This is a genomic window from Pseudoduganella sp. LjRoot289, from assembly GCF_964252925.1.
Classification (GTDB): domain Bacteria; phylum Pseudomonadota; class Gammaproteobacteria; order Burkholderiales; family Burkholderiaceae_D; genus Rugamonas.
This window is the reverse complement of the sequence record NZ_CAXUPN020000001.1, coordinates 1798966-1823643: the sequence shown is the minus strand read 5'-3', so window position 1 is coordinate 1823643 and position 24678 is coordinate 1798966. Positions and strand designations below refer to the sequence as shown.

Genomic DNA, 24678 nt, shown 5'->3' with positions numbered 1-24678 from the left:
CTATGAACGAGCTGATGAACCCTTTCCTGGTCACCGCCGCCCTGCTGAGCGCGACGGCCGCGCTGGCGCACATGGGGTGCATCGTGTTCGGCGCGGAGTGGTATCGCTTTTTCGGCGCGGGCGAGCACATGGCCAGGATGGCGGCGGCCGGCCAGTTGCTGCCGACGGTCATTACCTCCATCATCGTGCTGGTGCTGGCAGGATGGTCGCTTTACGCTTTCGCCGCTGCCGGCGCGGCCTTCAGCCTGCCGCTGATGCGCTGGGTCATGGCCGCGATCACCGGCATCTACCTGCTGCGCGGCCTCGCCTTCCTGCCGCTGGCCATGCTGAACATCGACCTGGGACGCAGCATGGGCTTCTGGTACTGGAGCTCGGCGGTCTGCCTGTTCATCGGGGTGCTGCATCTGGCGGGGCTGCTGCAGGTCTGGCAGCGGCTGTAGGCCTGGACCTGGCGCTCACGCCGAGCTCATAAGGAGAGCGCCGGCTGCTCCGCCGGATAGGTGATGCGCAAGCCGTCGACGCGGGCGAAGGGCGTCAGCTTGTGCGGGCGCCGCTGGCGGGCATCGATGATGTCGTCGACAGGCACGCCGCGCACCAGCAAAGCGTCGGCCACCAGCGAGCGGTGGCAGCGCCACGGCACGGCTTCCGCGCACATCAGCGCGCAGGGCCTGCTGCGGCCCAGTTCGACGACCGCGTCGACGTTGGCCGCAAACTCGCCGGTCTGCATATAGTCGGCGTAGCCGCGAAACGACACGTTGCGCCAGCCGGCATTCGGGCTATCCTTGCGTGGGCGGCGCAGCCCGCCAAGGCCGGGCAGGTAGCGGTATTCGATGCCGGCTTCGGCCAGCGAGGCTGGCAGCCGGTCCTGCCCGAATTGCGGATTATGGCGCGATTTCGGCACTGTGCGGATGTCGAGCAGGCAGGCGACGCCGTTCTGTCGCAAGAGTTCGATGAACTCTTCGATAGAGCGGTTCGAATGGCCTATCGTGCAGACGAGTTCCCCTTTCATACGCGTATTCTGGCATGGACGCGGAGCGCGAAGCGCACGTCCGGCAGCATACCCGGATGTCCGCGGCCTCAGGCTTGCGGTGCCAGCGCTGCAATGCGCTTGGACTTGCTGAGCGAGGACATGGCCTTGTCATAGGACCATTGCACCAGCTCGGTCAAATAGTCCTCCGGGAACTGCTGGACGTTGACGATGGTGACCCAGTGGAAGCGGCCCATGTAGCGCGCGGGCTTGATGCCGGGCATGCCGGTCAGCTCGAGGAAACGGTCCGGGCTGGCCCGGAAGCTGAAGCGCCACTGCTCGGGCTCGCTGGTCTTGAAGTAGGCGAATGTCTTGTCGCCCAGTTTGTAGACGAGGATGTTGCTGGGGGCGCCGTGCAACGTCTCGACGGCCCCGGGAAAGCGCGCGCAGTAGGCTTTTAGTTGTTTAGTATTCATGTTTTCTCCGCCAGGCAAAATAAAACCCGCACGCGGCGGGTTTTACCGGAACACAAAACGGCTCAGGCTTCAGCCACGCGCTTGGCGATGTGGGCCAGCGAATCCTCCACCTGGTCCACCAGCACCAGGCACAAGTCGCCCGGCTGCAAGCGCGCCAGCGCGGTATCGATGGCGATGAATTCACCGTTGATCTCGTCGATGTAGCTGGTGCGCGGCGCATCGGCCAGGCCCTGGCGCAGCAGCGCGACGACTTCGCCGTCGGCGCGGCCGCGCTGGCACTGGTCCTGGTACAGCAGCACGTCGTCAAACGCGCGGCCGAGGATCTCGGTCTGCTGGCGGATGTCTTCGTCGCGGCGGTCGCCGGCGCCGGAAATGACCACCGAGCGGCGCTTGCCCGGCAGCGCGTCCACTGCCTGCACCAGCGCCAGCATGGCGTCCGGATTGTGGCCGTAGTCGGCGATGACGGTGGCGCCCTTGTAGCTGAACATATTGAAGCGGCCGGGCGCGTTGTCGCTGTCGTTGGCGAAGGTGGCCAGGCCCTTGCGGATAGCCTCCCAGGCTATGCCCGCACCCCAAGCCGCCGCCACGGCGGCCATCACGTTCTCGACCTGGAAGCCGATGGCGCCGTTGCGCGTGATCGGCACTTCGGACAATGCCACCGCTTCGGCGTGCTTGCCCTCGGCGGCGATCAGCTGGCCGTCCTCGATGTAGACGGTGCGGCGGCCTTGCGCCAGATGCGTGGCGATGACCGGGTGCTCGCGGTCGGCGCCGAAGAAGGTCACCTTGCCGCGGCAGGTGGCTGCCATGGCGGCGACGATGGGGTCCATCGCGTTCAGCACGGCCACGCCGTTCTTGTCCACGTTTTGCACGATGACGCGCTTGAGCACCGCCAGGTCTTCCACGGTGGTGATGTAGTTCAGGCCCAGGTGGTCGCCCGCGCCGATATTGGTCACCACGGCGACCTTGCAGCGGTCGAAGGCCAGGCCTTCGCGCAGCACGCCGCCGCGCGCGGTTTCGAACACGGCCGCGTCCACGTCCGGGTGCTGCAGCACGTTGCGCGCACTGCGCGGGCCGGAGCAGTCGCCGCTGTCGGTGCGGCGGCCGTTGATGTAGACGCCGTCGGTGTTGGTCATGCCGACCCGCAGGCCGCTCGATGCCATCAGGTGCGCGATCAAGCGCACGGTGGTGGTCTTGCCGTTGGTGCCGGTCACCGCCACCACCGGGATGCGGCCGTCTTCGCCGTCGGGGAACATGGCCGAGATGATGGCTTCGCCCACCGGACGGCCCTTGCCGTAAGATGGCGTCAGATGCATGCGCAGGCCGGGCGCGGCGTTGACTTCCACCACGCCGCCGCCCTGCGCTTCGATCGGTTGCAGCACGCTGTCGCACACCACGTCCACGCCGCAGATGTCGAGGCCTATCATCTGCGCCGCCTCCACCGCGCGCGCCGCCACTTCAGGGTGCACGTCGTCGGTGACGTCGGTGGCGCTGCCGCCGGTCGACAGGTTGGCGTTATTACGCAAAGTGACGCGCTGGCCCTTGGGCGGCACGGAGTCCGCTTCGTAGCCTTGCAGCGCCAGGCGCGCCAGGGCGATGTCGTCGAACCGGATCTTGGTCAGCGAAGTGGCGTGGCCGGAACCGCGGCGCGGGTCGGCGTTGACCAGGTCAACCAGTTCGCGCACCGAGTGCACGCCGTCGCCGACCACGTGGGGCGGATCGCGGCGCGCAGCGGCGATCAGCTTGTTACCGATCACCAGCAGGCGGAAATCGTGGCCCGGCAGGAAGCGCTCGACCAGGATGTCGTCGCGGAATTCGCGCGCGGCGGCGAAGGCTTTGTTGACCTGGTCGCGGGTGGTGATGTTGACCGTCACGCCCTTGCCCTGGTTGCCGTCCTTCGGCTTGATCACCACCGGCACGCCGACTTCGCAAGCGGCCTTCCAGGCGTCTTCCTCGTCCTCGACCGAACGGCCGTGCGGCACCGGCACGCCGGCCGCGTCCAGCAGTTTCTTGGTCAGTTCCTTGTCCTGCGCGATGGTCTCGGCGATGGCGCCGGTGGAATCCATCTCGGCGGCCTGGATGCGGCGCTGGCGCGAGCCCCAGCCGAACATCACCATCGAGCCCTTGGTCATGCGCTTGAAGGGGATGTTGCGCACCACGGCCGCGTGCACGATGGCGCCGGTGCTCGGCCCGAGGCGCACGTCCTCGTCCAGGTCATGCAGCTGCGCCAGCGCGCCGGGCAGGTCGAACGGCGCGTCATCCAGCGCGGCCTTGATCAGCTGCTCGGCCAGCTCCACCGCCAGGCGGCCCACTTCTTCTTCGGTGTATTCCACCACCATCTGGTAGATGCCCGTTTCCAGCGTCTGCGTGGTGCGGCTGAAGGTCACCGGGCAGCCGGCTTCGGCCTGCAGCGCCAGGGCCGTCAGTTCCAGCACGTGCGCCATCGGAATCGCGTCGTCGTGGCCGATAGGCTGCAGCGCGGCGATCCCCGGAAAGCGCGCGCGCAGGCGCACTTCGAAGCCTGGCAGCTTGTCGATGTTCTCTTCTTCCGGCGAACAGGAGACGATGGCTTCGACAGCCGTGTGGTGACTCCAAAGATTGGGACCGCGCAGCGCGCGGATGCGAATAACTTCCATTACCTGTATCCTGTGTGGTGATGTCTTTTTTATTGTATGCCAGCGATAATTTTTAGTTCGCCTTGAAGGTGCGCAGCGCGGCGGCGATCAGCCCGGGCTCCAGGCCCAACGCCCAGCCGGCGGCGATCGCGGCCAGCACGGCTTCCTCGTTACCGGCCTGGCCGGCCGGCTTGCAGGACAGCGGCAGGATGGCCACTTCGTTGGCGCCGGCCGCCAGCACGTAGCCGGTGGCGCGCAGGAACACGGCGCGCTCGCCGTCCTGGCGGTGCTCGACGATGGCCGGCAGTTCCTCGTCCAGGCCGTAGAAAATCACGGCGCCGTCGCACAGCTCGGCCATCTCCACCACTTGCGGCTCGGCCGCGTTCAGTACCGCCGCGCCGTCCGGCAGCACGACGTCGACCTGGGTGCGCATCACGCGGTACATATCCTCTTCATCGCTGATATAGAACTCGCCGAGCGCCTCGTGGCCGCCGGTGTCGGTGACGATGCCGACCAGGCATTTGTCGTAGGCCAGGCCTTCGGTCAGGATCATGTGGCTGCCGTTGTGGAACACGGCCGCTTCGACATTGCGGTTGAGCAGCAGGCGCTGGCCCGATTCCCAGGCCGACAACGGGCCGCGCGGCACCTTGCGGCCGTTCAGGTAGATGCCTTCTTCGCAACTCAGGCCGACCGATTTGCCGCTCACCTGCAGCAGCCAGGCGGTCAGCTTGGCGATCAGCGCGCTATGGCGCTGGCCGGCCACGCCCACCACGGGGATGCGGCCGCTGTCGTCATGGGCGAACAGCTGGTCGACAATGGCGGCGCCCACGGGACGCGGCTGGCCGCCCTCGGCGGGCTTCAGGTGGGCCAGCAGGCCGGGGCTGGCGTTGACTTCGATGATGGCGCCGCCCTGCTCTTCCAGCGGACGCGAAATATCCTGCGCCACCATGTCGATGCCGGCGATGTCCAGGCCGATCACGCGCGCCGCCAGGGTCGCCATCTCGGCGGTGTCCGGGTGCACCAGGTCGGTGACGTCGACCGCCACGTTGCCGTTCGGCTGGATCAGCACCTTGTGGCCGGCGGCCGGCACGGACGCGTGCGTCATGCTCTGGCGCTGGAGTTCCAGGATGATCTCGGCCGCCACGTCCGGCTTGATCAGGCCCAGCGGCGAACCTTCGGTCTCGCCGCGGCGCGGGTCGATGTTGATGTGCAGGTCGCACAATTGCTTGATCGTGTGCTGGCCGTCGCCGGTCACCCACAGCGACTCGCCCTTGGCGGCCGCGATCAGGCGCTTGCCCACCACCAGCAGGCGGTGCTCGTCGCCGGCGATGAAGCGCTCGACGATGACGCTCTTGCTGCCGCCCTTGCGCGCGGCCAGCGCGTAGGCAGCGTGCACGTCGGCCTCGGTGGTCAGGTTCAGGGTCACGCCGCGGCCGTGGTTGCCGTCGTAGGGCTTGACGACCACCGGCAGGCCGATGTCCTCGGCCGCTTCCCAGGCTTCCTCGGCGCTGCGCACCAGTTCGCCCTCGGGCACCGGCACGCCGGCCGAGGCCAGCAAACTCTTGGTCAGATCCTTGTCGCTGGCGATGCCCTCGGCGATGGCGCTGGTGGCGTCGGTCTCGGCGGTCCAGATCCGGCGCTGGCGCGAGCCGTGGCCCAGTTGCACCAGGTTGCCGTCGGTCAGGCGGATCGAGGGGATCTTGCGGTCGGTGGCGGCGTCGACGATGTTGGCCGTGCTCGGACCCAGGCACAGCGACTCGACCATGTCGGTCAGGCTGGCCACGGTGGCGGCCACGTCGTAGGGGCGGTCCTCGATGGCGGCCATCAGCAGTTCGCGGCCGGCGGCCAGGGCGGCGCGGCCGACCTGCTCCTGGCGCGTGCGGAAGGCCATCTTGTAGGTCACGCCGTGTTCGGAGGTCTGGCGGGTCTTGCCGAAGCCGGTGCGCATGCCGGCCAGGTTCTGCAACTCCAGCACCACGTGCTCGAGGATGTGGCCGGCGTAGGTGCCGTCGCGCAGGCGCTCGTTGAAGCCGCCGCGCTCGCCGACACCGCAGCGGTGCTCGACCAGGTGGGGCAGCAGCGCCGTCAGGCGCTCGTACAGTCCGGGGATTTTGTCAGAGGGGAAATTTTCCAGCTCGCCAATATCCAGCCAGGCCTCGATCACCGGGCGATAGGTCCAGATATTCGGTCCGCGCAGATGTGTTACACGGAGAAATTCAATGTCTTTCTTCTTTGTCATGTTTTTGCTCTTGTACCTCTTGCGGTATACTTCCGCAAAAGCAGGCCGCCCTCGGCGGTCCCCCTCTTAATTTCGTCAAATGGCCGATAGCTGACAGAATACCGTAAATAAACGCTTTCATACGGCGCTGCTCGCCTGCTATTTTCCCACCGTTTCAATTTCATTGCCACTTGGCAAAGCCCGCACTGGAGTACGTTGCACAATGATAACAATACCGCTTTCCTCGGAACTCAGCTATACGGAACTACCGCAAGTATGGCGTGCCGAGGTGCAACTACAACTTGCCACAGGGGAAAACGTTTCAAGTGCCCTGGAGGTTGACCTCGATGCGCGACTTCATTTTTCCAAGGGGCTCGTGCTCGTCTCCGAGCGCCGCATTATGGCACGCGCGCCGGGGGAAACGGTATGGCAATCTTGGCCTTATGAGCAGGATTTGACGCTGAAACTGCACGATCACGCGGGCGTCGGCCACCTGGAGTTATTCAACAAACAAGGCCGCCTGGCCAACTGGCGCTTCACACTGGGCCAGAACCTGCTGGCCATCCGCCTGGCCGAAAAGTTCAATGCGCTGCGCGACAGCCACGTGAGCGGCAAGCCTGTCGTGCGGGACGACGAGCACGTCTGCCCGAGCTGCAAGGCGCCGCTCGAGCCGGACCAGGACGAGTGCCCGATCTGCACCAAGGTGGTCCACACGCCGCCGTCGACCTGGACCCTGTTCCGCCTGTGGCGCTTCGCCGCGCCCTACCGCTGGCCGCTGCTGGCCGGCTTCCTGCTCATGCTGCTGAGCACGGCCGCGCACATGATTCCGCCCTATCTGACCATGCCGCTGATGGACAATGTGCTGATCCCCTACCAGAGCGGCAAGCCGGTCGACACCGGCCTGGTGACCATGTATATGAGCGGACTGCTCGGTTCGGCCGTGCTGGCCTGGATACTGGGCTGGGGCAAGACCTATGTGCTGGCCCTGGTGTCCGAGCGCATCGGCGCCGACCTGCGCACCACGACCTACGAGCACCTGCTGCGGCTGTCGCTGGAATACTTCGGCGGCAAGCGCACCGGCGACCTGATGTCGCGCATCGGCAGCGAATCGGACCGCATCTGCGTGTTCCTGTCGCTGCACCTGCTGGACTTCGCCTCCGACGTGCTGATGATCATCATGACCGGCGTCATCCTGGTTTCGATCGACCCCTGGCTGGCTGCCATCACCTTGCTGCCGCTGCCCTTCATCGCCTGGCTGATCCACCTGGTGCGCGACCGCCTGCGCACCGGTTTCGAGAAGATAGACCGCGTGTGGGGCGAGGTCACCAACGTGCTGGCCGACACCATCCCCGGCATCCGCGTGGTCAAAGCCTTCGCCCAGGAATCGCGCGAGGCGGGCCGCTTCCGCGTCGCCAACCGCCACAACCTGGCCGTCAACGACAAGCTGAACAAGGTGTGGTCGCTGTTCTCGCCCACCGTGTCCTTCCTGACCGAACTGGGCCTGCTGGTGATCTGGGTGTTCGGCATCTACCAGGTGTCGAAATCGCACATCACGGTCGGCGTGCTGAGCGCCTTCGTCGCCTATTCGAGCCGTTTCTACGGCCGCCTGGACTCGATGAGCCGCATCGTCTCGGTGACGCAGAAGTCGGCCTCCGCCGCCAAGCGCATCTTCGACATACTGGACCACGTGTCCAGCGTGCCCGAACCGGCCAACCCGGTCAAACTGGGCAAGGTGCAGGGCAATATCGCGCTGCGCGAAGTCGGTTTCCGCTATGGCAACCGCGCCGTCAACCGCGGCATCAGCATCAACATCAAGGCCGGCGAAATGGTCGGCCTGGTGGGCCACTCGGGTTCCGGCAAGAGCACGCTGGTCAACCTGATCTGCCGCTTCTACGACGTCACCGAGGGCGCCATCCTGCTCGACGGCGTGGACATCCGCACGCTGGGCGTGTCGGACTACCGCCGCAACATCGGCCTGGTGCTGCAGGAGCCCTTCCTGTTCTTCGGCACCATCGCCGAGAACATCGCCTACGGCAAGCCGGACGCGACCCGCGAGCAGATCATCGCCGCCGCCCGCGCCGCCCACGCGCACGAATTCATCCTGCGCCTGGCGCAGGGCTACGACTCCATGGTCGGCGAGCGCGGCCAGGGCCTGTCCGGCGGCGAACGCCAGCGTATCTCGATCGCCCGCGCGCTGCTGATCGACCCGCCCATCCTGATCCTGGACGAGGCCACCGCCTCGGTCGACTCGGAAACCGAGAAGGAAATCCAGAAGGCGCTCGACAACCTGGTCACCGGCCGCACCACCATCGCCATCGCGCACCGCCTGTCCACGCTGCAAAAGGCCGACCGCCTGGTGGTGCTGGACCGCGGCCGCGTGGTCGAGGAAGGCGGCCACGATGAACTGATGGCCGCCGAAGGCGCTTACTACCGCCTCTACATGGCACAGGCACGCAACGTCGACACCGACCTCGACGACTCCCCAGGAAAACGACATGACGACTGATGTAATCACCCACACCTTCACGCTGGCGCGCGACAGCTTCGGCCGCCTGAACCTGACCGATGCCGCCGGCGCGGTGCACGAGAACGTGGCGCCGGTGCGCGCCTTTCCTATCCAGGCGCCGGACCGGGGCATCTCCCTGGTCAGCACCGACGGCAAGGAAATCGCGTGGATAGACAGCTTCGCGGATCTGTCGCCGGCCAACGCCGCGCTGGTGCACGAGGAACTGCAGGGGCGCGAATTCATGCCCGAAATCACCCGCATCGAGGCCGTCACCAGCTACGCCACGCCGTGCACCTGGAGCGTGGAGACCAACCGCGGCCCGACCGAATTCGTGCTGCGCGGCGAGGAGGACATCCGCCGCATCGGCAGCGAGTCGCTGCTGGTGTCGGACAATCACGGCATCCACTTCCTGATACGCAACCAGTACGAGCTGGACAAGCACAGCAAGAAAATACTGGACCGTTTCCTTTGATGACGCAAAAATGAAACAGAAATCCCTCTCGGCCGGCGCGGTGGTGCTGCACGGCGCCGGCGACGCCAGGCGCTACCTGCTGATGCGCTGCTTCCAGTATTGGGATTTCCCCAAGGGCATGGTCGAGCCGGGCGAATCGCCCTTCCTGGCGGCGCAGCGGGAAATCGAAGAGGAAGCCTCGCTCAGGGACCTGGACTTCCCCTGGGGCGAAGAATTCATCGAGACCGCGCCCTATGGAGACGGCAAAGTCGCGCGCTACTACCTGGCGGTCAGCGCCACGCGCGACGTGGTGCTGGGCGTCAGCGCCGAACTGGGCTTCCCGGAGCACGACGAGTTCCGCTGGGTCGACGTGGACGAGGCCCGCGCACTGCTGGGCGCGCGCGTACGCGCCGTGCTGGAATGGGCCCACAAGCTCAGCAGCCAGCCGCCGCAAGCGGCCTCCACCTAGTATCCTAAAAGCAACAAATATTAACTTCGATTGCTTAGTCTTGCCGACTGGAATAGCATGGTAGCTGGAGGCAACAATGTGCCTCGAAAACAGCATCGGAGGAAGCCATGCGCCCTACATCAATCGCCCACCGGCTGCTGCTGGCTATCGGTTTGCTGTGTGCGGCAGCGGCACCGCTGCGCGCCGAGGTGGCGCCGCCGATACCGCTGCTACTGCCGATACCGCTGGCGGCACCCGCCGAACCTGCCGAAGCGACCGGGCTGGAATGGCTGGAGCAGCATGATACCGCCTTCCTCGCTGCCAACAGCTTCAGCAACGGCTATCTGACCGCGCACGGCTTCTCCAAAGTCCACGACAACGACGCCCTCGCGGCCCGGCTGCATCTGCCCCGCAACGATCCGGATCTGGCCGCCAACGACCCCTACGGCCCCTACCCGCTGCGCACCAGCGACGAGCTTGACCCGGCCCTGCTGGGACTGGCCGCGCTCGGCATGGCGACGGCGGCCGTTTCCGGCATCCTGCTGTACGCGCGCGACCCTATCTCGCGCAAGCGCAAATACCGCCGCAGCTCAGCCGAAAGCCAGCAGTTCGCCGTCTAGGCGGCGCCGCTACATGCCCTTGAAGCGGTGCTGGTAGCGCTGGCTCACCGGCAGGCGCGCATCGTGCCCCCGCAGCGCCAGCCACAGCGCCCCGTCGCCATCGCGGCTGGCCGCCGCAATGCGCTTCACCGCCACCACGTGGCTGCGGTGGATCTGCCAGAACCCCGCATCGTCCAGCGTGTCCGCCAGCTCCTTCAGCGGCGTGCGGATGTGCGCCTCCAGCCGGTCGGTCACCACCCGCGTGTACTTCGCCTCGGCCGTGAAGTACACCACCTCGCTCAGATCGATGAAATGGATGGTCTGGCCGATCGACGCCTGTATCCACGCCGGCGCGGCAGCTTTCTGCTGCAGGCGCGCCATCAGCCTGGTCAGGTCAGGCGGCGGCTGGCGCAGCCGCTCGCGCAAGCGGGCGACGCAGCGCGCCAGCCGGATCGGGTCCGCCGGCTTCAGCACGTAATCGACCGCGCCCTCGTCGAAGGCCGCCACCGCGTGCTCGTGGTAAGCGGTGACGAACACCACGTGGGTGCGCATGCCGAATGTGCGCGCCAGTTCCAGGCCGCTCAGGCCGGGCATGCGGATGTCGAGGAATGCCACATCCGGCGCCAGCTCGCGCGCCAGGCGCAGCGCCTCGAAACCGTCGGCCGCCTCGGCCACCAGTTCGGCCTCCGGCCAGATCTGGCTCAAGGCCGCACGCAGCTCGGCGCGCAGCAGCGGCTCGTCGTCGGCAATCAGGATGCGGGGGCGCAATGCCGGATAGCCGCTCAAGCCACCCCTCCCGCCGCTGCCGCTTTCGCTCGCCTCGCGGGGACTGTTTCCGTCCACGCCAGCGGCAAGCGCAGTTCCGCTTCAGTGTGCCCCGCGACGCCGGTGCGCAGTTCGAAGCCGCCCGCCCCGCCATACTGCGCAGCGAGGCGCTCGCGCACATTGCGCAGCCCGACGCCGCTGCCGAACACCGCCTCGGCCAGTCCCGCGCCGCTGTCGGCCACCAGCACCCGCAGGCTGCCATCGACTTGCTCGGCGCCCACGCGCACCAGCACCGGGCCCGGCTTGGCCTCAACGCCGTGCCGTACCGCGTTTTCCACCAGCGACATCAGCATGAGCGGCGGCATGGCCGCCTGCGCCAGTCCGGCCGGGCACTCAACCTGGTAGGACATGCGCTCGCCGAAGCGGATCGCCATCAGCGCCAGATAGTGTTCGGCCAGCTCGCACTCGCGCCCCAAGGTGGACGCGGTCGTGCGCATGTCCGGCAGCGCCGTGTGCAGATAGGCGATCAAATGGTCCAGCATCTCCACCGCCTTGGCCGGCTCGTGGCGCGCAAGATAGCGCGTATTGGCCAGCGTGTTGTACAAGAAATGCGGCTCCACCTGTGCCTGCAGCGACTTGAGCTCCGCCGACAGCGCCGCCTGCCTCAGCGCCGCCAGATGCAGCGCCTGCGACTGCCGGCGCGACACCATCAGCGGCAGCGCCAGCAATAGCGCCCCGAAGGCCAGCGCGCTGCCGAAGACCTGCCCGCCGCCAAGGCTGTGCAGCGACAACAGCGCCGCCAGGCCGCGATAGGCCAGCGCTGCGCCGCCGGCGCCGGCTGCCAGCGCGGCCAGCAAGCCACCCCAGGCCCAGCCCCAGCCGCCGTCGGGCGACGCCGGCTGGACCGACAGCACCAGACGCACCAGCTGCAACAGCGCCAGGCCGAGCGCCGCCGCCACCAGCAGGGCAGCGAACAGGATCAGCCAGGAATAAGCATGCCGCTGCCACGCCAGACCGCACAGGGCGAGCACCAGCGCGGCGCTGGCGCTGGCCTGGCGGGCGTTGCATCCGGCCAGCCGGCGCAAGGCCGGGGCCGGTCCCAGTTCGCCGGCAGCAAATGGCAGCGCCACCGTCACAGGCTGGGGCCTTGCGGTAAGGCGCGGCGGGCCGGGAACACGTCCACCGGCACGTCCTTGCCGACGACTTCCACGCTCAGCTTGTCGATAAAGGTCTCGCCCGTGCCTGCGCTGATCACGCCGAGCGACACGGCGGTCGCGTCCTCCGCCACGTCCAGCACCACGCTGCGGCGTTCCCACACCATGGTGCCCTTCATCGGTTTGTCCTGGCTGTTATAAAAGGATGAACTGTATTTGGCCGGGCTGTCCACCCGCATCCACAGCCCGGCCCATTTGCTGACCGAGTGCGTCATCACGTCGGCCTGGAAGCGCACGCGCTTGCCGCGATAGGCTTCCGCCGAAAACTGCTGCATCAGCGTGCCCCAGCTGCTGCCGTCGCCCTTCGCTTGCCGTAGGTATTTGGCGCCCTTGCTGCCGCTCGCGCTGCCGTCCAGGTCGATGCCGGCCTCGTACATCTTGGGCGACTCCCCGGCCACGATCCAGGGTTCCGGCAAGCTTGCGGGCTGCTGCGCCAGCGCCAGCACGGACACGGCGGCCAGTGCGGCCGAAATAACGAAATGAGGTTTCATGCTGCATTCTCCCATGGCATGACGAAATTGTCATGGCAGCCACTTTGCCTAATTCCGATCCATTTTTGGCAAGCATGCGACGAGCGCGCCCGGCCCCGCGACAAACGCCCTAAAACACCGATAACAACGATGAAGCGCAACGATGAAGCGGCGCTGCTACCAGTTGCGTTCCACGCTGGCGCGCAGTGTGGGTGCGCTGTCCGTGCGCGTCAGCACGCGCCGCACGCCCGCCGCGTCGGTATAGGTCTGCAGTTCCACGCCGTCCCGGCGCAGCAGGTTGGCGGCCCCGATGCGCAGCCGGGTGGCCGCGCTCCACTGCCAGGTAGCGTATAAATCCAGCTTGCGCACGCTGTCGGTGCCGGACGCCTCCCGCAGCGACACCCGGGTGTTTGCGCCGCGCTGATAGTTCAGGTCCACGCCCACTTTGAGCGCGGGCAGCGCCTGGTAATCGAAGCCCGCGTTCGCACTCAGCGGCGCCTGGCGGTCCAGCCGGTTGTCCGGGCCCGGCACGCTGGCCACGCGCGACCAGTTGCGCGCGAGGTTGGCCCGCAGCGACAAGCCGGGCATCCACTCCCCCTTCGCTTCCAGCGCAATCCCGTACGCCTGCGCCCTGCCCTGGTTAGCCTTCGTGACGACCCAGCGATCGCGGTCGCGGAACAGCAGCGGCAAAGTGACGTCGTCGATGCGGCGCGCGTAGGCGCTGGCGCTGAACATGCCCTCCTTGCCGAAATACTGCTCGTACCCCGCGTCCAGTCCCCAGGCAAGTTCCGGCCGCAGCGCAGGGTTGCCCTCATTGTCAGGATTGGTGGCGCTGTTGTTGTTGTCGACGGTGTAGCGGCGCGGGATCAGTTCCTGCATGGCCGGCGCCTTGAAGGTGCGGGCCAGCGCCAGGCGCATCTGGCGCTGCGGCGACAACTTGAGCAGCGTCTGCAGCACGGGGCTGAGCACCGGCGAGCGTTGCGCAGTGGCGCCCTGGCCGCGCGTGGCCACCTCGGTCTCCACGACTTCCCAGCGCACGCCGGCAGACAGCGACCAGGCCGGGGCGATCTCCCATTCGTCCTGCGCGAACAAGGCCGCGCGCGCAATGCTGCCGCGATAGCGCTCGTCGTAATCCATGCCGACCGTGCGGTCCTGTTCCACGCGGGTTTGCGAGCGCGTCGTGTAGCCTCCGTCCCATCCCAGCGCGAGGGTATGGCTGGCGGAACGGCCACCGCCCAGCGGCAGCTGGTACTTGCCGCTGAAGGTGGCGCCCAGTTCGCGGATGTCGGAATGCACCGCTTTCAGGTCCGGCGAACGGACGCCGTCCGCCAGCGAGTGGAACTCGAAGTCCGAACTGCGCGGATTCCAGGTGCCGCCCAGCCTGGCCTCCAGCCGCGCGCCATGCTCCATTGGCCGTTGCCAGGACAAATCGCTGCGCAGTAAAAAACCCCGCAAATCGACATGCCGTCCGCTGTCCGGAAACTGCGTCGGCGCGCTGGCCAGCGCGGACTCGTGCGCCACAAAGCCGTTGCTGCGCTCATACAGGTTCAGGAAAGACTGGGACGCCAGCGTGTCGCCGCCCCGGTTCCAGGTGAAGCGCGGCGCAATGCTGGCGGCCCTGGCCACGTTGTACTCACGCTCCGATGTCATGCGCAGCAAAGGCAGACCGCCGTCGGGATCGGCCAAGGTCTCCTCGAAGCGGCGCGATGCCGGCAGCGTAGTCCGGCTGGCAGCCGTGGCCACCGTGTAGGCGTAGCCATCGCGCTTGTCCGAAGCCTGCCATGCAAGCGACGGCGAGCGCTCGCCGGACAGTGCATCCAGCGCCAGCTTGGCCTCCTGCCGCGCACGCGGCGCGCTCTTGCGCAGGATGATGTTGATGCTGCCCGCGATGGCCTGCGTTCCCAGCTCGGCCGACGCGCTGCGCAGTATGTCGACACGCTCGACCAGCTCAGGAGCCAGGCTGTCCACCGCAAAGCCTGGCGGCACCGCCACGCCGTTCAGCAGCACCTGCGTGTAGCCGTTGCCCAGGCCGCGCATCCGCAACTCGCCGCCCTTGCCGACGCTGACGCCGGGCACGCGTTTGAGCGCGTCGGCCAGCGTGCGGTCGCCCTGGCGCAGCAGTTCCTCCTTGCCCACCACGATGGACGCCGCGGTTTCTTCGCGCCGCAGGTCCGCTTTGGCGCCGCTCACTTCGATCTTCAGCACTTCCCCGTCCGCCGCTAGGCTGGCTGCGGGGAAGGCGATGGCGATGGCCAGTGCGCACAATCGTAATTTCATTTTTCTCCAGTCATAGGGACGTGCGAAGTCCTGCCGCGCGGGCATGGACTTCGTACTAAAGCAGTGGGATCAGTCGGCCAGGGCCGCCGCGCGCGCGCGCAGCGCGGATGGGAAGGCCTTGTCGTCCAGTTTGGCTATCAGCCGCGCCGGGTCGACGTGTTCGCCGTCGCGCAGCACTTCCAGGTGCAGGTGGGGACCGGTGACGCGGCCGCTGGCGCCGGACAAACCGATCTCCTGGCCGGCGGCGACGCTGTCGCCGGCGCGCACCGAGCGGCGGTCAAGGTGGGCGACCATGGAGCGCAGGCCGTTGCCGTGATCGATCACGATGACCTGGCCGTACTTCGGCTGGCCGTCGTACAGCGCGGTCGATTGCAGCACCGTGCCGGCGGCTGGCGCGAGCACGGGCGTGCCGCGCTTCGCCGCGAAGTCGATTCCCGCGTGGAAGCCGCTGCTCGAGGGCAGCGGCTTGGGACGGCGGCCATAGAAACTGCTCACCCGCGCCGGTTCCAACGGTGCGCGCCAAGCTGGCCAGCGCCAGCCGTCCGCCGTCCCGACCTCATCGGCCTGCGCGCCGTCGAGGCCATCGGCGCCCGCGAGACCGCTAGCCGAACCGGCATCAGCTTGCGCAGCGCCCCTTCGTTCCAGGGCGCCAGGACCGCCGGGACCGGGGGCGGCCAGCGCTACCGCGCCGTCGCCGAGCGTTGCCGCTGGCGCCGGCGCCGTGCTACGCCATGCGAACGCAGGCTGCAACAGCACGCTGCCCGCCAGCAGCGCCAGCAGGCTGCCGCCCATCAAAGTCTTGCCCAGCGCACCCAGACTGCGCGCCGTTCCGTAGGACCGGATCAGCTTGATGCGCGCGCTCAGCGCCGCCAGCCCGGCTCCGCCGAACGCCGACGTCGGATATGCGCCCGGCATCATGGCGTGCTGCAGTTTCAGCTGCGCCACCAGCGCCGCCGCGTAGCTTTGCCGCTCTTGCGCCGGCCGGCCCGCCAGCACCTGCTGGTCGCAGCCCAATTCCTGTGCCCAGTTCAGCTTGACGCGCAGCAAACGCACCGCGGGATTGAACCAGAACACGGTCTCCAGCAGCAGGCTGACATGCAGCCACAAATGGTCGCGGCGGCGCCAGTGCGTCAGTTCGTGGGCGATGATGAGCTGCTGTTGCTGCGCGTCGAAGCTGGCCAGGTGCGCCGGCAGCAGCAGGCGCGGCGCCAGCAAACCCACCAGCATGGGCGACACCGGCGCATCCGTTTCCAGTACCGGCGGGCCGCGATACGGAAGCTCGTCCGCGAACCCGGCATGCATGCGCAGCGCAGGGCCGCCCAGACGGTCCGCAGTTCCGAGCAAGCCGCGCAAGGCACGCTGGGCGCCGGCCCAGCGCGCAGCGGCATACAGCAGGCCCGCGCCATAGCACGCCAGCCAGGCTTGCGACATCAGCACCAGCCAGGGCGGCGCCACAGCAGCGCCGGCGGCATCCAGGTCCGCATCGCCGTAGCCGCCATCCGGTCCGGCGTCCAGGCCGATGCGATTCAGCACGCCGACGGACGCTTGCAGACCGACAGCCGAATCCGCAGCGCGCTGCGCCGGCCGGGCCAGTTCAATCGGCGGTACCATGCTCAATTCGGGATCGCGCGGCAGCAGCGCCAGTGCGAACGTCGCTGCGACGGCGAACTGCGCCAGCAACCATACCGCGCGCTGGGCGGCGATGCCGGGCCACACGCGTTCAGCCAGTTTCAACAACGCCCACGCCAGGCCGCCGGCAGCCAGGCAAGTGGCGCTGGCGAGCAAGAATACGGGAGTAGCAATCAGGGAGGTCAGCGGCAGCATGCTTACTCCTTCGCCGCAGGCCAGTCCAGCAGCAGCTGTTCCAGCGCTGCCAGTTCCTGCCCATCCACCAGTTTGCTGCCTGTGAACATATTGACCGGCAGCGGCGCGTCCATCTCCATCACGCGCTGGCCGAAATCATGGGCGAACGCGGCCAACGTGGCCACCTTCTCCAGCGTGGCCGAATAGACGTTCACGCCGTGCAGCGCCTGTTGCGCCACCATCTGCTTTTCCAGCATCCGGTCCAGCGTCTTTCGGGTGGACGAGTACGACCACTCCAGTTCGGACGCGACCCGCTCGTGGATTTCGCGCGCACTGAGCGGCTGTTGCTTCCATAAACACTTCAATAAACTCAATTCCGTAACCGATGGCGTAGACACGGGATCTCCCGATGTGACTGATGACGCCATCATACGACAGTTGTCGCATACTTCGCAATCGCTTTATGCGACAACTGTCGCAGCCGTGCTTTACCAGCACCGCTGCTTAGCGCGACTTGCTGCCGCCGGAAGAACTGCCGGAGCCGCCGGACTGCTTGTTGCCGTCGTTTTTGTGGCTTTGACGGCCAGCTTCGACGTGCTGCTCATGGGTGCCGCCTTGGGTGCCGGAGCCGGAACGCGAGCCGGACGAGCTGCCCGAACCCTGCGAGCCGGACTGGCGGCTTGCGCTGCTATTGTCGCGCGAGCCGCTTGATTTACCGCCTTTGCTATCGTCCTTCGAGTTCTGATTCGCCATGATGCTTTCTCCTGTGAAGTTGAAAAATCCCCGGCCGTAGACCGGTAAGGCGCATGATGCGCGCCGCATCCATGAGGAAAAATCGGAGCGCAGGCAACATTGATGTAGGACTGCGCTGAGTTCTCCTGGAACATAGAAGGGATCGGATTTTGAGTGAAGTGGCGCACCGAGGACGCTGCCGCGCTGCCCCACACTGGCTTCGCTCCACTCAACCTACCAGCCTGAGGAGGCCCAAATGCGTACCCAAAGCGAACAATCCAAAGCCATGCCCAAATCGATGGCGACCAAGTCCGGCGACACCGACGCGATCAGCCTGCTGATGCAAGACCACGAACATGTAAAAGACCTGTTCGAGCAGTTCGACAACCTGAGCGACCGCGCCAAGGTGAGCAAGAAAAAACTGGCTGACGAGGTCTGCCAGGAGCTGACCCTGCACACCATGGTGGAGGAGGAAATCTTCTACCCCGCCGTGCGCGCGGCCGGCAAGGAGTTCGAGGACGTGATCGACGAAGCCTTTGTCGAGCACAGCTCGGCCAAGCAGCTGATCGCCGAGATCGAAGCCATGGACCCGGGCGACGACTTGTACGATGCGAAAGTCAAAGTCCTGTCCGAGATGATAGAACACCACGTCAGCGAAGAAGAAGGCGAGCTGTTCCCGAAAGTGCGCAAAGCCGGCCTGGACCTGGCAGCGCTGGGTGAGCAGATGGCTCAGCGCAAGGAAGAGATTCCGCCGTCGGCCTGAGGCCCGCGGTCGTGGCCGCAGGCGCGCCAACATGGCCCGGGGCGCGATCCCGGCCCGGTATCCCGGCCCAGTATCCCCATGGCCTAAGGTGCTCCGTAGAACTCTGCCTCGACTATGGACAGCACGTCTTTCGGGCTCCTGTGCGCGCCGGTGTCGGTATTGGCCTGGTTGGCCACTTCGGTGAGCTGGATGGCGTTGGCCCCATCGGCCGCGCCGTCCAGCGCGATGCGCACCGTGCTGCCGGCCGCCCGCCACCAGCGCGCTGCCGATGTCAAGCCGAAGGCGTCCGTTCTCGTGCAGGCCGACCCGTCGGCCGTTGGCATACACCTCGGCCGCCTGACGCGCCCTCGAACTCCAGGAATGCCTTCTTACCGGCAGCGCCCTTGGGCAGCATGAAATGCTTGCGATACCAAGCACACCGCTGCGATGGTCGAGTCAACAGCGTGACTGTTTCAATCGCGCCGCGAGGTCGGCAAGCTCAGCAGGTAGATGGTGACGCCGCAAGCGATCAGCAACAGCATCACTTTCAACGGCAGCAGCGGCACGCGGACCATCGAATACAACATCGACGGCCACATCAGCGCCAGGGCGAGTATCTTGCCGCGCAGCGGTATGCCCCGTCCATCCTCGAAATCCGATAAGTAGCGGCCGAAGGTGCCGTGCGTGCGCAGCCACTGGTGCAAACGGGTGGAGCTGCGCGCGAAGCAGGCCGACGCCAGCAGCAGGAACGGCGTGGTCGGCAGCAATGGCAGGAAGACGCCCAGCACAGCCAGGAAGAGGAAGATGCCGCCGAGGGCGATCAAAATGTATTTCATTGGGGATACAGTATAAACCACCCGGCCATGCGACCGCCAGCCGGCAGCGGGTCGCAAAGTCACTATCATAAATATTTATACATTGACCACAGTCGCGACCTCCCCCAACGTAGCACAGCAAACGCGACGCTTTCCATACACAATTTCCACACCACAGACGACAGGAGGTTTTATGCCGAATCAGGATGAAATAAAGAAGCCAGCAGCGGCAAAGAAGTCGGCGGCAGCCAAGCGCCCTCAACAGGCTCTATATCGGCCCGGCCAAGGCCGCCTCCGCATTCACCGCCCGCCGCCGGTGCCGGTCGGCGCGCCGCCACATGTCGCCGCGCCGGCGGCGCTCCCGCCCGCGCCTCAGGTCGCGGGACTGAACATCACGGATGTGTATGCAGGCTTAGGGGGCAAATGGAGGACAGGAAGCTCGGCCGGCTCCCGATTTTTTGACGATCAAGAGAATCCGAATCCTCTCATGGATGAACATCTGCATTTAGGGGTAACCACGGCCAGTGCCAACAATGTACCGCGCGGCGGCAATGTCCTGCTTGCGATCGATTTTCTTGCATATCATTCACAGCGGATGATCGTCGGCGGCGCGCGAACGCCGAGCGCTGCTGCCCACCTGCTCAGCCTGCCCGCGCATCTCGAGCCGGAGGCTGTCAGAATTATGCTTCACTTCCCCTAATTGACTTACGGGACGCGATACCGGCTTGGCGGTACCGGGCGCCATGTCCGCCCGGGCCGCACTTCGCGTATGCCAGCGCAAGCCACCCCGCGAACGCCTACCCGACGCAGGCCGTGGCCCCCAATGGCGCATTCGCTTGGGCGCCAAGTATCCTGCCCGACCGCAGCGCCAGCATGGTTACTGAGCCGCCTTACCGCACCGGGAGTTGCCGGGCCGGCCGGTGGCGCTTGAAGGCGTCGCGGACCACGTCGCGCAGCTTGGCGTCGTCCCAGGGCTTGGTCATGAACTTGAATACGGCGCCCTGGTTGATGCTGTCGGTGACCGCGTTCAGGTCCGTGTAGCCGGACAACATGATGCGCATGGTGTCCGGGTACAGCTCCTTGACGATGCCGAGGAATTCGGAGCCGGACATGCCGGGCATGCGCTGGTCCGAGATGATCACCTGCACTTTGTGCACCGCCAGCAGGCCGAGCCCATCGCGCCCGCTGCCGGCCGTCAGTATCCGGTAGCCTTCGCGCCGCAGCGAGCGGTTCAGCGCGGCCAGATTGCTCGCCTCGTCGTCGACGATCAGCAAGGTGTCGCCCTCATCCTCCCCTTCGGCCGCCAATGCCAGGCGCTTGCCCTCCCGCAGCATGATTTCGAACTCGCCGGCCGGCACCGGCGGACTGAAAAGGTAGCCCTGCATCTCGTCGCAGCGGCGCTCGCGCAGGAAACGCAGTTGGCCCTCGGTCTCCACCCCCTCGGCCACCACCCGCAGATGCAGGCTGTGCGCCATCGCGATCACCGCCGTGACGATGGCGGCGTCGCCCGGGCTGTTGCTCACGCTGGCGATGAAGGAGCGGTCTATCTTCACGAAGTCGAAGGGGAAACGCTGCAGGTAGGCCAGCGAAGAATAGCCGGTTCCGAAATCGTCCAGCGCCAGTTGCACGCCCAGCGCCTTGAGCGCCTTCAAGTGCAGGGCCGCCTGGTCCGGGTCGCCCATCACCATGGATTCGGTCAGCTCGAAGGCGACATGGCGCGGCTCCAGGCCGTGCCGGGCCAGCGCCTCGCGTATGGCTTGCACCACCTTGCCCTGTTTGAACTGCACGGCGGACAGGTTGACGGCGATCGGCACCACCCGCAAGCCGCGCGCGATCCAGCCGGCTTGCTGGACGCACACCGCGTCGAGCACCAGGGCGCCGATCGGCACGATCAGGCCGACTTCCTCGGCCAGCGGGATGAACGATACCGGCCCGACCAGGCCGCGCTGCGGGTGGCGCCACCGCACCAGCGCTTCGGCGCTGACGATGCGCCCGCTGGCCAGGTCGACCTTGGGCTGGTAGAACACGTCGAACTGGCCGGCGTCGAGCGCCAAGCGAAGGTCGTTCTCCAGCTGCAGGCGCACCGCGTGCGCCGCGTTCATCGCCGGCGCGTAATAGGCATAGCGCTCGCCCGCGCTCTTGGCGTTCCTGAGCGCCACTTCGGCGTGCTTGTACAAGGTTTCCGCGTTCTGCCCATCGGCGGGGAACAGCGCCAGGCCGGCGCGCGCGGTGATGCGCACCTCCTTGTGCGCCTCCGGCCCGCCCAGCTCGAACGGCGGTGCGAGGGCGTCGAGTATGTCCTGCTCCAGCATCCGCACCAGGTCCGCATCGCTGCGCACATCCGGTATGGCGATGGCGAAGGTCGAGCCGGAGATCCTGGCCAGGCTGCAGCCGCCCTCGAGCGCCTGGTCGAGGCGGCCGCCCAGCTGCTTGAGCAGCTCGTCGCCGGCGTAGCGCCCGAGCGCGTCGTTCAGTTCCGCGAACCGGTCCGCGTTGACCAGCACCACGCCGATGCCGCTGCCATCCGCCTGCGCGGCGTGGATGAACTGCGTCAGCCTGTCCTCGAACAGCTTGGCGTTGGCCAGGCCGGTCAGGGCATCGTAGTAGGCCAGGTAGCTGAGGCGTTCCTCGTTGTCGATGAACTGCAGCGCGAAGCTCAAGTCGCCCACCACGTCGTCCAGCAGCTGCATTTCCGCCTCGTCGAAAACGCCAACGGCATCGGCCAGCAGGGACAGCACGGCCACGGCGCGGCCGTCGCGCATCAAGGGCAGCGCCACCGAGGCGCGGTGGCCGCGCGCCAGCAGTTCGCCGGCGATGAAGGCCAGCGACGCGTCGTTGGCGATGTCGTTGCAAATGACAGGCCGCCGTTCGCGCAGCGCCGTATTCGCTGGGCGCCCGCGCTCCGGCACGTCGTCGCGCGCAGTGAGCCGGATGCGCTCGGCAAGACCGGGCTTGCCGCCGAACCAGGCCGCCACGGTGCCCTCCAGCGTGTCAGGATCGAGCACGCCTATCCAGGCCATGCTGAACGCGCCGTCCTGGACCGCGACGCGGCACGCCTCCTGGAACAATTCGTCGCGCTTGCGGATGCGCACGATCGCCGAATTGATGCCGCTCGAAACGGCGTAGATGCGCCCCAGCCGCGCACTGCGCTCCTGCTGCTGCGTTTGTTCCGTAATGTCCTGGATCGTGTTGAACCAGCGTACGGCGCCGGCGTCCGATGCGGATCCGGATCCGGGCAGCGGCTCAAGGATGTGCCGCAGCTGCACCATGGCGCCGTCGCCGCGCCGGTAACGGTATTCGGTCCCCATCCGCACGCCGCGCTGCGCAGCCTCGATGCACACCTCGCGGATGCGCTCGCGGTCGTCCGGATGCACGCGGTCCAGCCATCGCCGCGCCGCGCCCGGCATGTCCGCCGGCTCCAGGCCGAGCAGCACCGGCAGCGTGTCGGAGCAGCTTTCAAACGCGCCGTCGCGGCCGGTGATCATGTGCGCGCTCTTGTTAGTCAGCTGCGCCTGGCGCAAGCCGGCCTCGCTGGCTGCCAGGCGCTGGTTGGTATGGAACAGTTCCGCTTCCCGTTCGATGAATTCGAGCGCGAACGAGACGTCGGCCGCCAACTCCTTGAGCAGGCGCAGTTCGGCCTCGTCGAAGTAGTCGGCCACTGCCGCGCACAGCACCAGCACGCCGGCCACGCGGCGGCCCGCGGACAGGGGCAGCGCCGCCACCGCGTCAGCGCCTTGCCCGTCCCTGCCCTGGAGCAGGCAGGCCAGCTCAGGCGTGGCCCACACGTCGTTGCACACCACCGCACGGCCCTCGCGCGCAGCACGGCTGGCGGGCCAATCGCTGTCGGGCGTACCGGCGCGCACGGTCTGGCGCGCCTCGCTGAGCAAGGGCAGGTCTGCTCCGGCCCGCGCGACGATGACGCCGTCCAGCGCGTCCGGCGCAATTTCGACTATCCAGGCGGCCACGAAACCGCCCTCCTCGCTGGCGATGCGGCAGGTCTCGCGATACAGCTCGGCCCGGTCCCGCGTGCGCATGATGATGGAATTGATACGGCTCAGAACGGCATAGATGCGGTTCAGGCGCGCGACCCTGCGCTGCGCCTGCAGGCGCTCGGTGACGTCGTGCGCCAATACGAACTTGCAAGGGCGGTCATTGAAGGACAAAGGGTGCGACGTGATCTCGACGTCGATCAGCGAGCCGTCTTTTTTTACGTGGCGCCACACCCCGGCCTTTTCCAGCGTCAGCAAGGGCGCATCGCGCAAGTTGGCGCCCAGCCTGGATAAGTCCTCCCTGGGCCGGATGTCCTTGATCGTCATGCCGAGAAACTCGGCCTCGCTGTAGCCGTAGTGGTTGATCGCGGAGATATTGACGGCCAGAAAGCGCAACGTTTCCAGGTCATACACCCACATCGGCGTGGGATGGGCGACAAACAAGGCGACAAAAGACGAGTCATCTTTCCTGATCATGCGCACTCCTTGCGTTGTGGCTGATAAATTATAGAGGAAAGAAGCCCGGCAGGGCGCGGCCTAGTGCCGGGTGGAAGACTCGCGTTCGACCAGGGTAAACGGCAGCAGCTTGTGCTGCACCAGCTTCTCCTCGCCCACGCGGCGGCGGCGGATCTGCTCGACCAGCAGGTCCACGGCGGCGCGCGCCATGTCGCCGATGGGCTGGTGAATGGTGGTCAGTTCCGGCCACACCGTGGTGGCCACCGGCGTGTCATCGAAGCCGCACACAGTCAGCTCGTCGGGCAACTGCAGGTGCAAGCCGTGCGCGACCGCGATGACCGCCACCGCCATATCGTCGTTGCAGGCGAAAATGGCGCTCGGGCGGCTCTCCTGCCCCAGCAACTGGCGGGCCGCCGCCATGCCTGAGCGGTAGGTGAACATGCCCTCGGCGACGCGTTCGGGACGCACCTCCAGGCCGGCTTCCTTCATGCCGTCGACAAAGGCCTGGTAGCGCGCCTGCGCCGGCGTGTGCTTGGGGTCGCCCTTGATGAAGCCGATGTCGGTGTGGCCGAGCGAGATCAAATGGCGCGTCATGGTGAGCGCGCCGTCATAGTCGTCGATGCGCACGGCCGACACGCCGGGAGACGGACGTCCGGTCGCCACCGCCACCGTGGGGATGCCAAGCTCGTCGAGCTGCTTCAGCGCGGACTTGGTGTCGCACAGCGGCGGCGGCACCAGGATGCCGTCGGCGCCGTTCGCGATCAGCTTGCCGATCGCGGCACGCTGGCTGCGCAGGTCGTCGCAGCGCTCCAGTATCAGCTGCGCACCCATCTGGCCGCACTGGTCCATGGCGCCGACCAGGAAGGCGCTCAGGAAGGCTTCGCTGGGATTGCTGTACAGCAGGCCGACGCGCAAGGTGCCCACCCGCGCGGCGCGGGCAGCGAAGTTGACCTGGTAGTTCAGCGACTCGAGCGCGGCCATCACCTTTTTGCGGGTGACGTCCGTAACCTGCGCGCTGCCGTTGACGACCCTGGAGACGGTCATCGCCGACACGCCTGCGACGCGCGCCACGTCGTAAATGGTGGCTCCGCTTATGGCGCTATCATTCTGCTTTTGTTGTTCCATCGTCCCTTGCTGG

General features: G+C 66.7%; 22 protein-coding genes. 7 read left to right on the top strand and 15 right to left on the bottom strand.

Annotated features, from left to right (window positions below):
- The first annotated feature begins 2 nt into the window (after nt 1–2).
- Nucleotides 3–440: a hypothetical protein gene (locus tag ACSQ8Y_RS07860; protein ID WP_436265890.1), complete on the top strand. Its 438-nt coding sequence runs from the start codon at nt 3–5 to the stop codon at nt 438–440.
- Nucleotides 441–466: 26 nt separating this feature from the next.
- On the opposite strand, the gene ACSQ8Y_RS07855 is transcribed toward ACSQ8Y_RS07860, so the two are convergent.
- The 4 genes from ACSQ8Y_RS07855 to ACSQ8Y_RS07840 form a co-directional block, all read right to left on the bottom strand.
- A complete protein-coding gene (locus ACSQ8Y_RS07855) occupies nt 467–1009 on the bottom strand; it encodes a DUF488 domain-containing protein (protein WP_436265889.1) in 543 nt (180 codons plus the stop codon).
- 68 nt (nt 1010–1077) lie between these two features.
- Complete coding sequence (locus tag ACSQ8Y_RS07850; protein WP_436265888.1) at nt 1078–1443, bottom strand: MmcQ/YjbR family DNA-binding protein; 366 nt, start codon at nt 1441–1443, stop codon at nt 1078–1080.
- A gap of 62 nt (nt 1444–1505) precedes the next feature.
- Complete coding sequence (gene cphA / locus ACSQ8Y_RS07845; RefSeq protein ID WP_436265887.1) at nt 1506–4076, bottom strand: cyanophycin synthetase; 2571 nt, start codon at nt 4074–4076, stop codon at nt 1506–1508.
- A gap of 52 nt (nt 4077–4128) precedes the next feature.
- Nucleotides 4129–6294 carry a cyanophycin synthetase gene (locus tag ACSQ8Y_RS07840; RefSeq protein WP_436265886.1) on the bottom strand — a complete coding sequence of 722 codons (2166 nt, stop codon included), beginning with the start codon at nt 6292–6294 and terminating at the stop codon, nt 4129–4131.
- Between the two features lie 202 nt (nt 6295–6496).
- Between ACSQ8Y_RS07840 and ACSQ8Y_RS07835 the strand changes: the two genes are divergently transcribed.
- From ACSQ8Y_RS07835 to ACSQ8Y_RS07820, 4 genes are all read left to right on the top strand, one after another.
- Nucleotides 6497–8779, top strand: coding sequence for an ABC transporter ATP-binding protein (locus ACSQ8Y_RS07835; RefSeq protein WP_436265885.1), 2283 nt, complete (start codon nt 6497–6499; stop codon nt 8777–8779).
- Nucleotides 8769–9251, top strand: coding sequence for a DUF1854 domain-containing protein (locus ACSQ8Y_RS07830; protein ID WP_436265884.1), 483 nt, complete (start codon nt 8769–8771; stop codon nt 9249–9251). The genes ACSQ8Y_RS07835 and ACSQ8Y_RS07830 overlap by 11 nt, the downstream gene beginning before the upstream one ends.
- Nucleotides 9252–9261: 10 nt before the next feature.
- Nucleotides 9262–9699: an NUDIX domain-containing protein gene (locus ACSQ8Y_RS07825; protein WP_436265883.1), complete on the top strand. Its 438-nt coding sequence runs from the start codon at nt 9262–9264 to the stop codon at nt 9697–9699.
- A gap of 107 nt (nt 9700–9806) precedes the next feature.
- Nucleotides 9807–10298 (top strand): hypothetical protein, encoded by a 492-nt coding sequence (locus ACSQ8Y_RS07820; protein WP_436265882.1) that lies wholly within the window; start codon nt 9807–9809, stop codon nt 10296–10298.
- 9 nt (nt 10299–10307) lie between these two features.
- Here ACSQ8Y_RS07820 and ACSQ8Y_RS07815 read toward each other — a convergent pair whose 3' ends face one another.
- From ACSQ8Y_RS07815 to ACSQ8Y_RS07785, 7 genes are all read right to left on the bottom strand, one after another.
- Nucleotides 10308–11063: a LytR/AlgR family response regulator transcription factor gene (locus tag ACSQ8Y_RS07815; protein WP_436265881.1), complete on the bottom strand. Its 756-nt coding sequence runs from the start codon at nt 11061–11063 to the stop codon at nt 10308–10310.
- Nucleotides 11060–12178, bottom strand: coding sequence for a sensor histidine kinase (locus ACSQ8Y_RS07810; RefSeq protein WP_436265880.1), 1119 nt, complete (start codon nt 12176–12178; stop codon nt 11060–11062). Before ACSQ8Y_RS07810 ends, ACSQ8Y_RS07815 begins: the two co-directional genes overlap by 4 nt.
- On the bottom strand, nt 12175–12747 hold the full coding sequence (locus ACSQ8Y_RS07805; protein ID WP_436265879.1) for a transcriptional regulator: 573 nt from the start codon (nt 12745–12747) through the stop codon (nt 12175–12177). The genes ACSQ8Y_RS07810 and ACSQ8Y_RS07805 overlap by 4 nt, the downstream gene beginning before the upstream one ends.
- A gap of 156 nt (nt 12748–12903) precedes the next feature.
- Complete coding sequence (locus ACSQ8Y_RS07800; RefSeq protein WP_436265878.1) at nt 12904–15003, bottom strand: TonB-dependent receptor plug domain-containing protein; 2100 nt, start codon at nt 15001–15003, stop codon at nt 12904–12906.
- Nucleotides 15004–15072: 69 nt separating this feature from the next.
- Nucleotides 15073–16827 carry a M23/M56 family metallopeptidase gene (locus ACSQ8Y_RS07795; RefSeq protein ID WP_436265877.1) on the bottom strand — a complete coding sequence of 585 codons (1755 nt, stop codon included), beginning with the start codon at nt 16825–16827 and terminating at the stop codon, nt 15073–15075.
- Nucleotides 16828–16829: 2 nt separating this feature from the next.
- Nucleotides 16830–17234 carry a BlaI/MecI/CopY family transcriptional regulator gene (locus ACSQ8Y_RS07790; protein ID WP_436269781.1) on the bottom strand — a complete coding sequence of 135 codons (405 nt, stop codon included), beginning with the start codon at nt 17232–17234 and terminating at the stop codon, nt 16830–16832.
- Between the two features lie 76 nt (nt 17235–17310).
- Nucleotides 17311–17559, bottom strand: coding sequence for a hypothetical protein (locus ACSQ8Y_RS07785; protein ID WP_436265876.1), 249 nt, complete (start codon nt 17557–17559; stop codon nt 17311–17313).
- 235 nt (nt 17560–17794) lie between these two features.
- Here ACSQ8Y_RS07785 and ACSQ8Y_RS07780 point away from each other — a divergent pair, with 235 nt between their 5' ends.
- Entirely contained in the window at nt 17795–18301 is a 507-nt protein-coding gene (locus tag ACSQ8Y_RS07780) for a hemerythrin domain-containing protein (protein ID WP_436265875.1), read from the top strand.
- Between the two features lie 83 nt (nt 18302–18384).
- Here the strand turns inward: ACSQ8Y_RS07780 and ACSQ8Y_RS07775 are convergent, their stop codons facing one another.
- Nucleotides 18385–18624: a hypothetical protein gene (locus ACSQ8Y_RS07775; protein ID WP_436265874.1), complete on the bottom strand. Its 240-nt coding sequence runs from the start codon at nt 18622–18624 to the stop codon at nt 18385–18387.
- 129 nt (nt 18625–18753) lie between these two features.
- Nucleotides 18754–19116: a YbaN family protein gene (locus tag ACSQ8Y_RS07770; protein ID WP_436265873.1), complete on the bottom strand. Its 363-nt coding sequence runs from the start codon at nt 19114–19116 to the stop codon at nt 18754–18756.
- A 172-nt stretch (nt 19117–19288) separates the two neighbouring features.
- Here ACSQ8Y_RS07770 and ACSQ8Y_RS07765 point away from each other — a divergent pair, with 172 nt between their 5' ends.
- Nucleotides 19289–19795 carry a hypothetical protein gene (locus tag ACSQ8Y_RS07765; RefSeq protein WP_436265872.1) on the top strand — a complete coding sequence of 169 codons (507 nt, stop codon included), beginning with the start codon at nt 19289–19291 and terminating at the stop codon, nt 19793–19795.
- 190 nt (nt 19796–19985) lie between these two features.
- On the opposite strand, the gene ACSQ8Y_RS07760 is transcribed toward ACSQ8Y_RS07765, so the two are convergent.
- Entirely contained in the window at nt 19986–23561 is a 3576-nt protein-coding gene (locus ACSQ8Y_RS07760) for an EAL domain-containing protein (protein WP_436265871.1), read from the bottom strand.
- A 60-nt stretch (nt 23562–23621) separates the two neighbouring features.
- Nucleotides 23622–24665 (bottom strand): LacI family DNA-binding transcriptional regulator, encoded by a 1044-nt coding sequence (locus tag ACSQ8Y_RS07755; protein ID WP_436265870.1) that lies wholly within the window; start codon nt 24663–24665, stop codon nt 23622–23624.
- Nucleotides 24666–24678 lie beyond the last annotated feature (13 nt).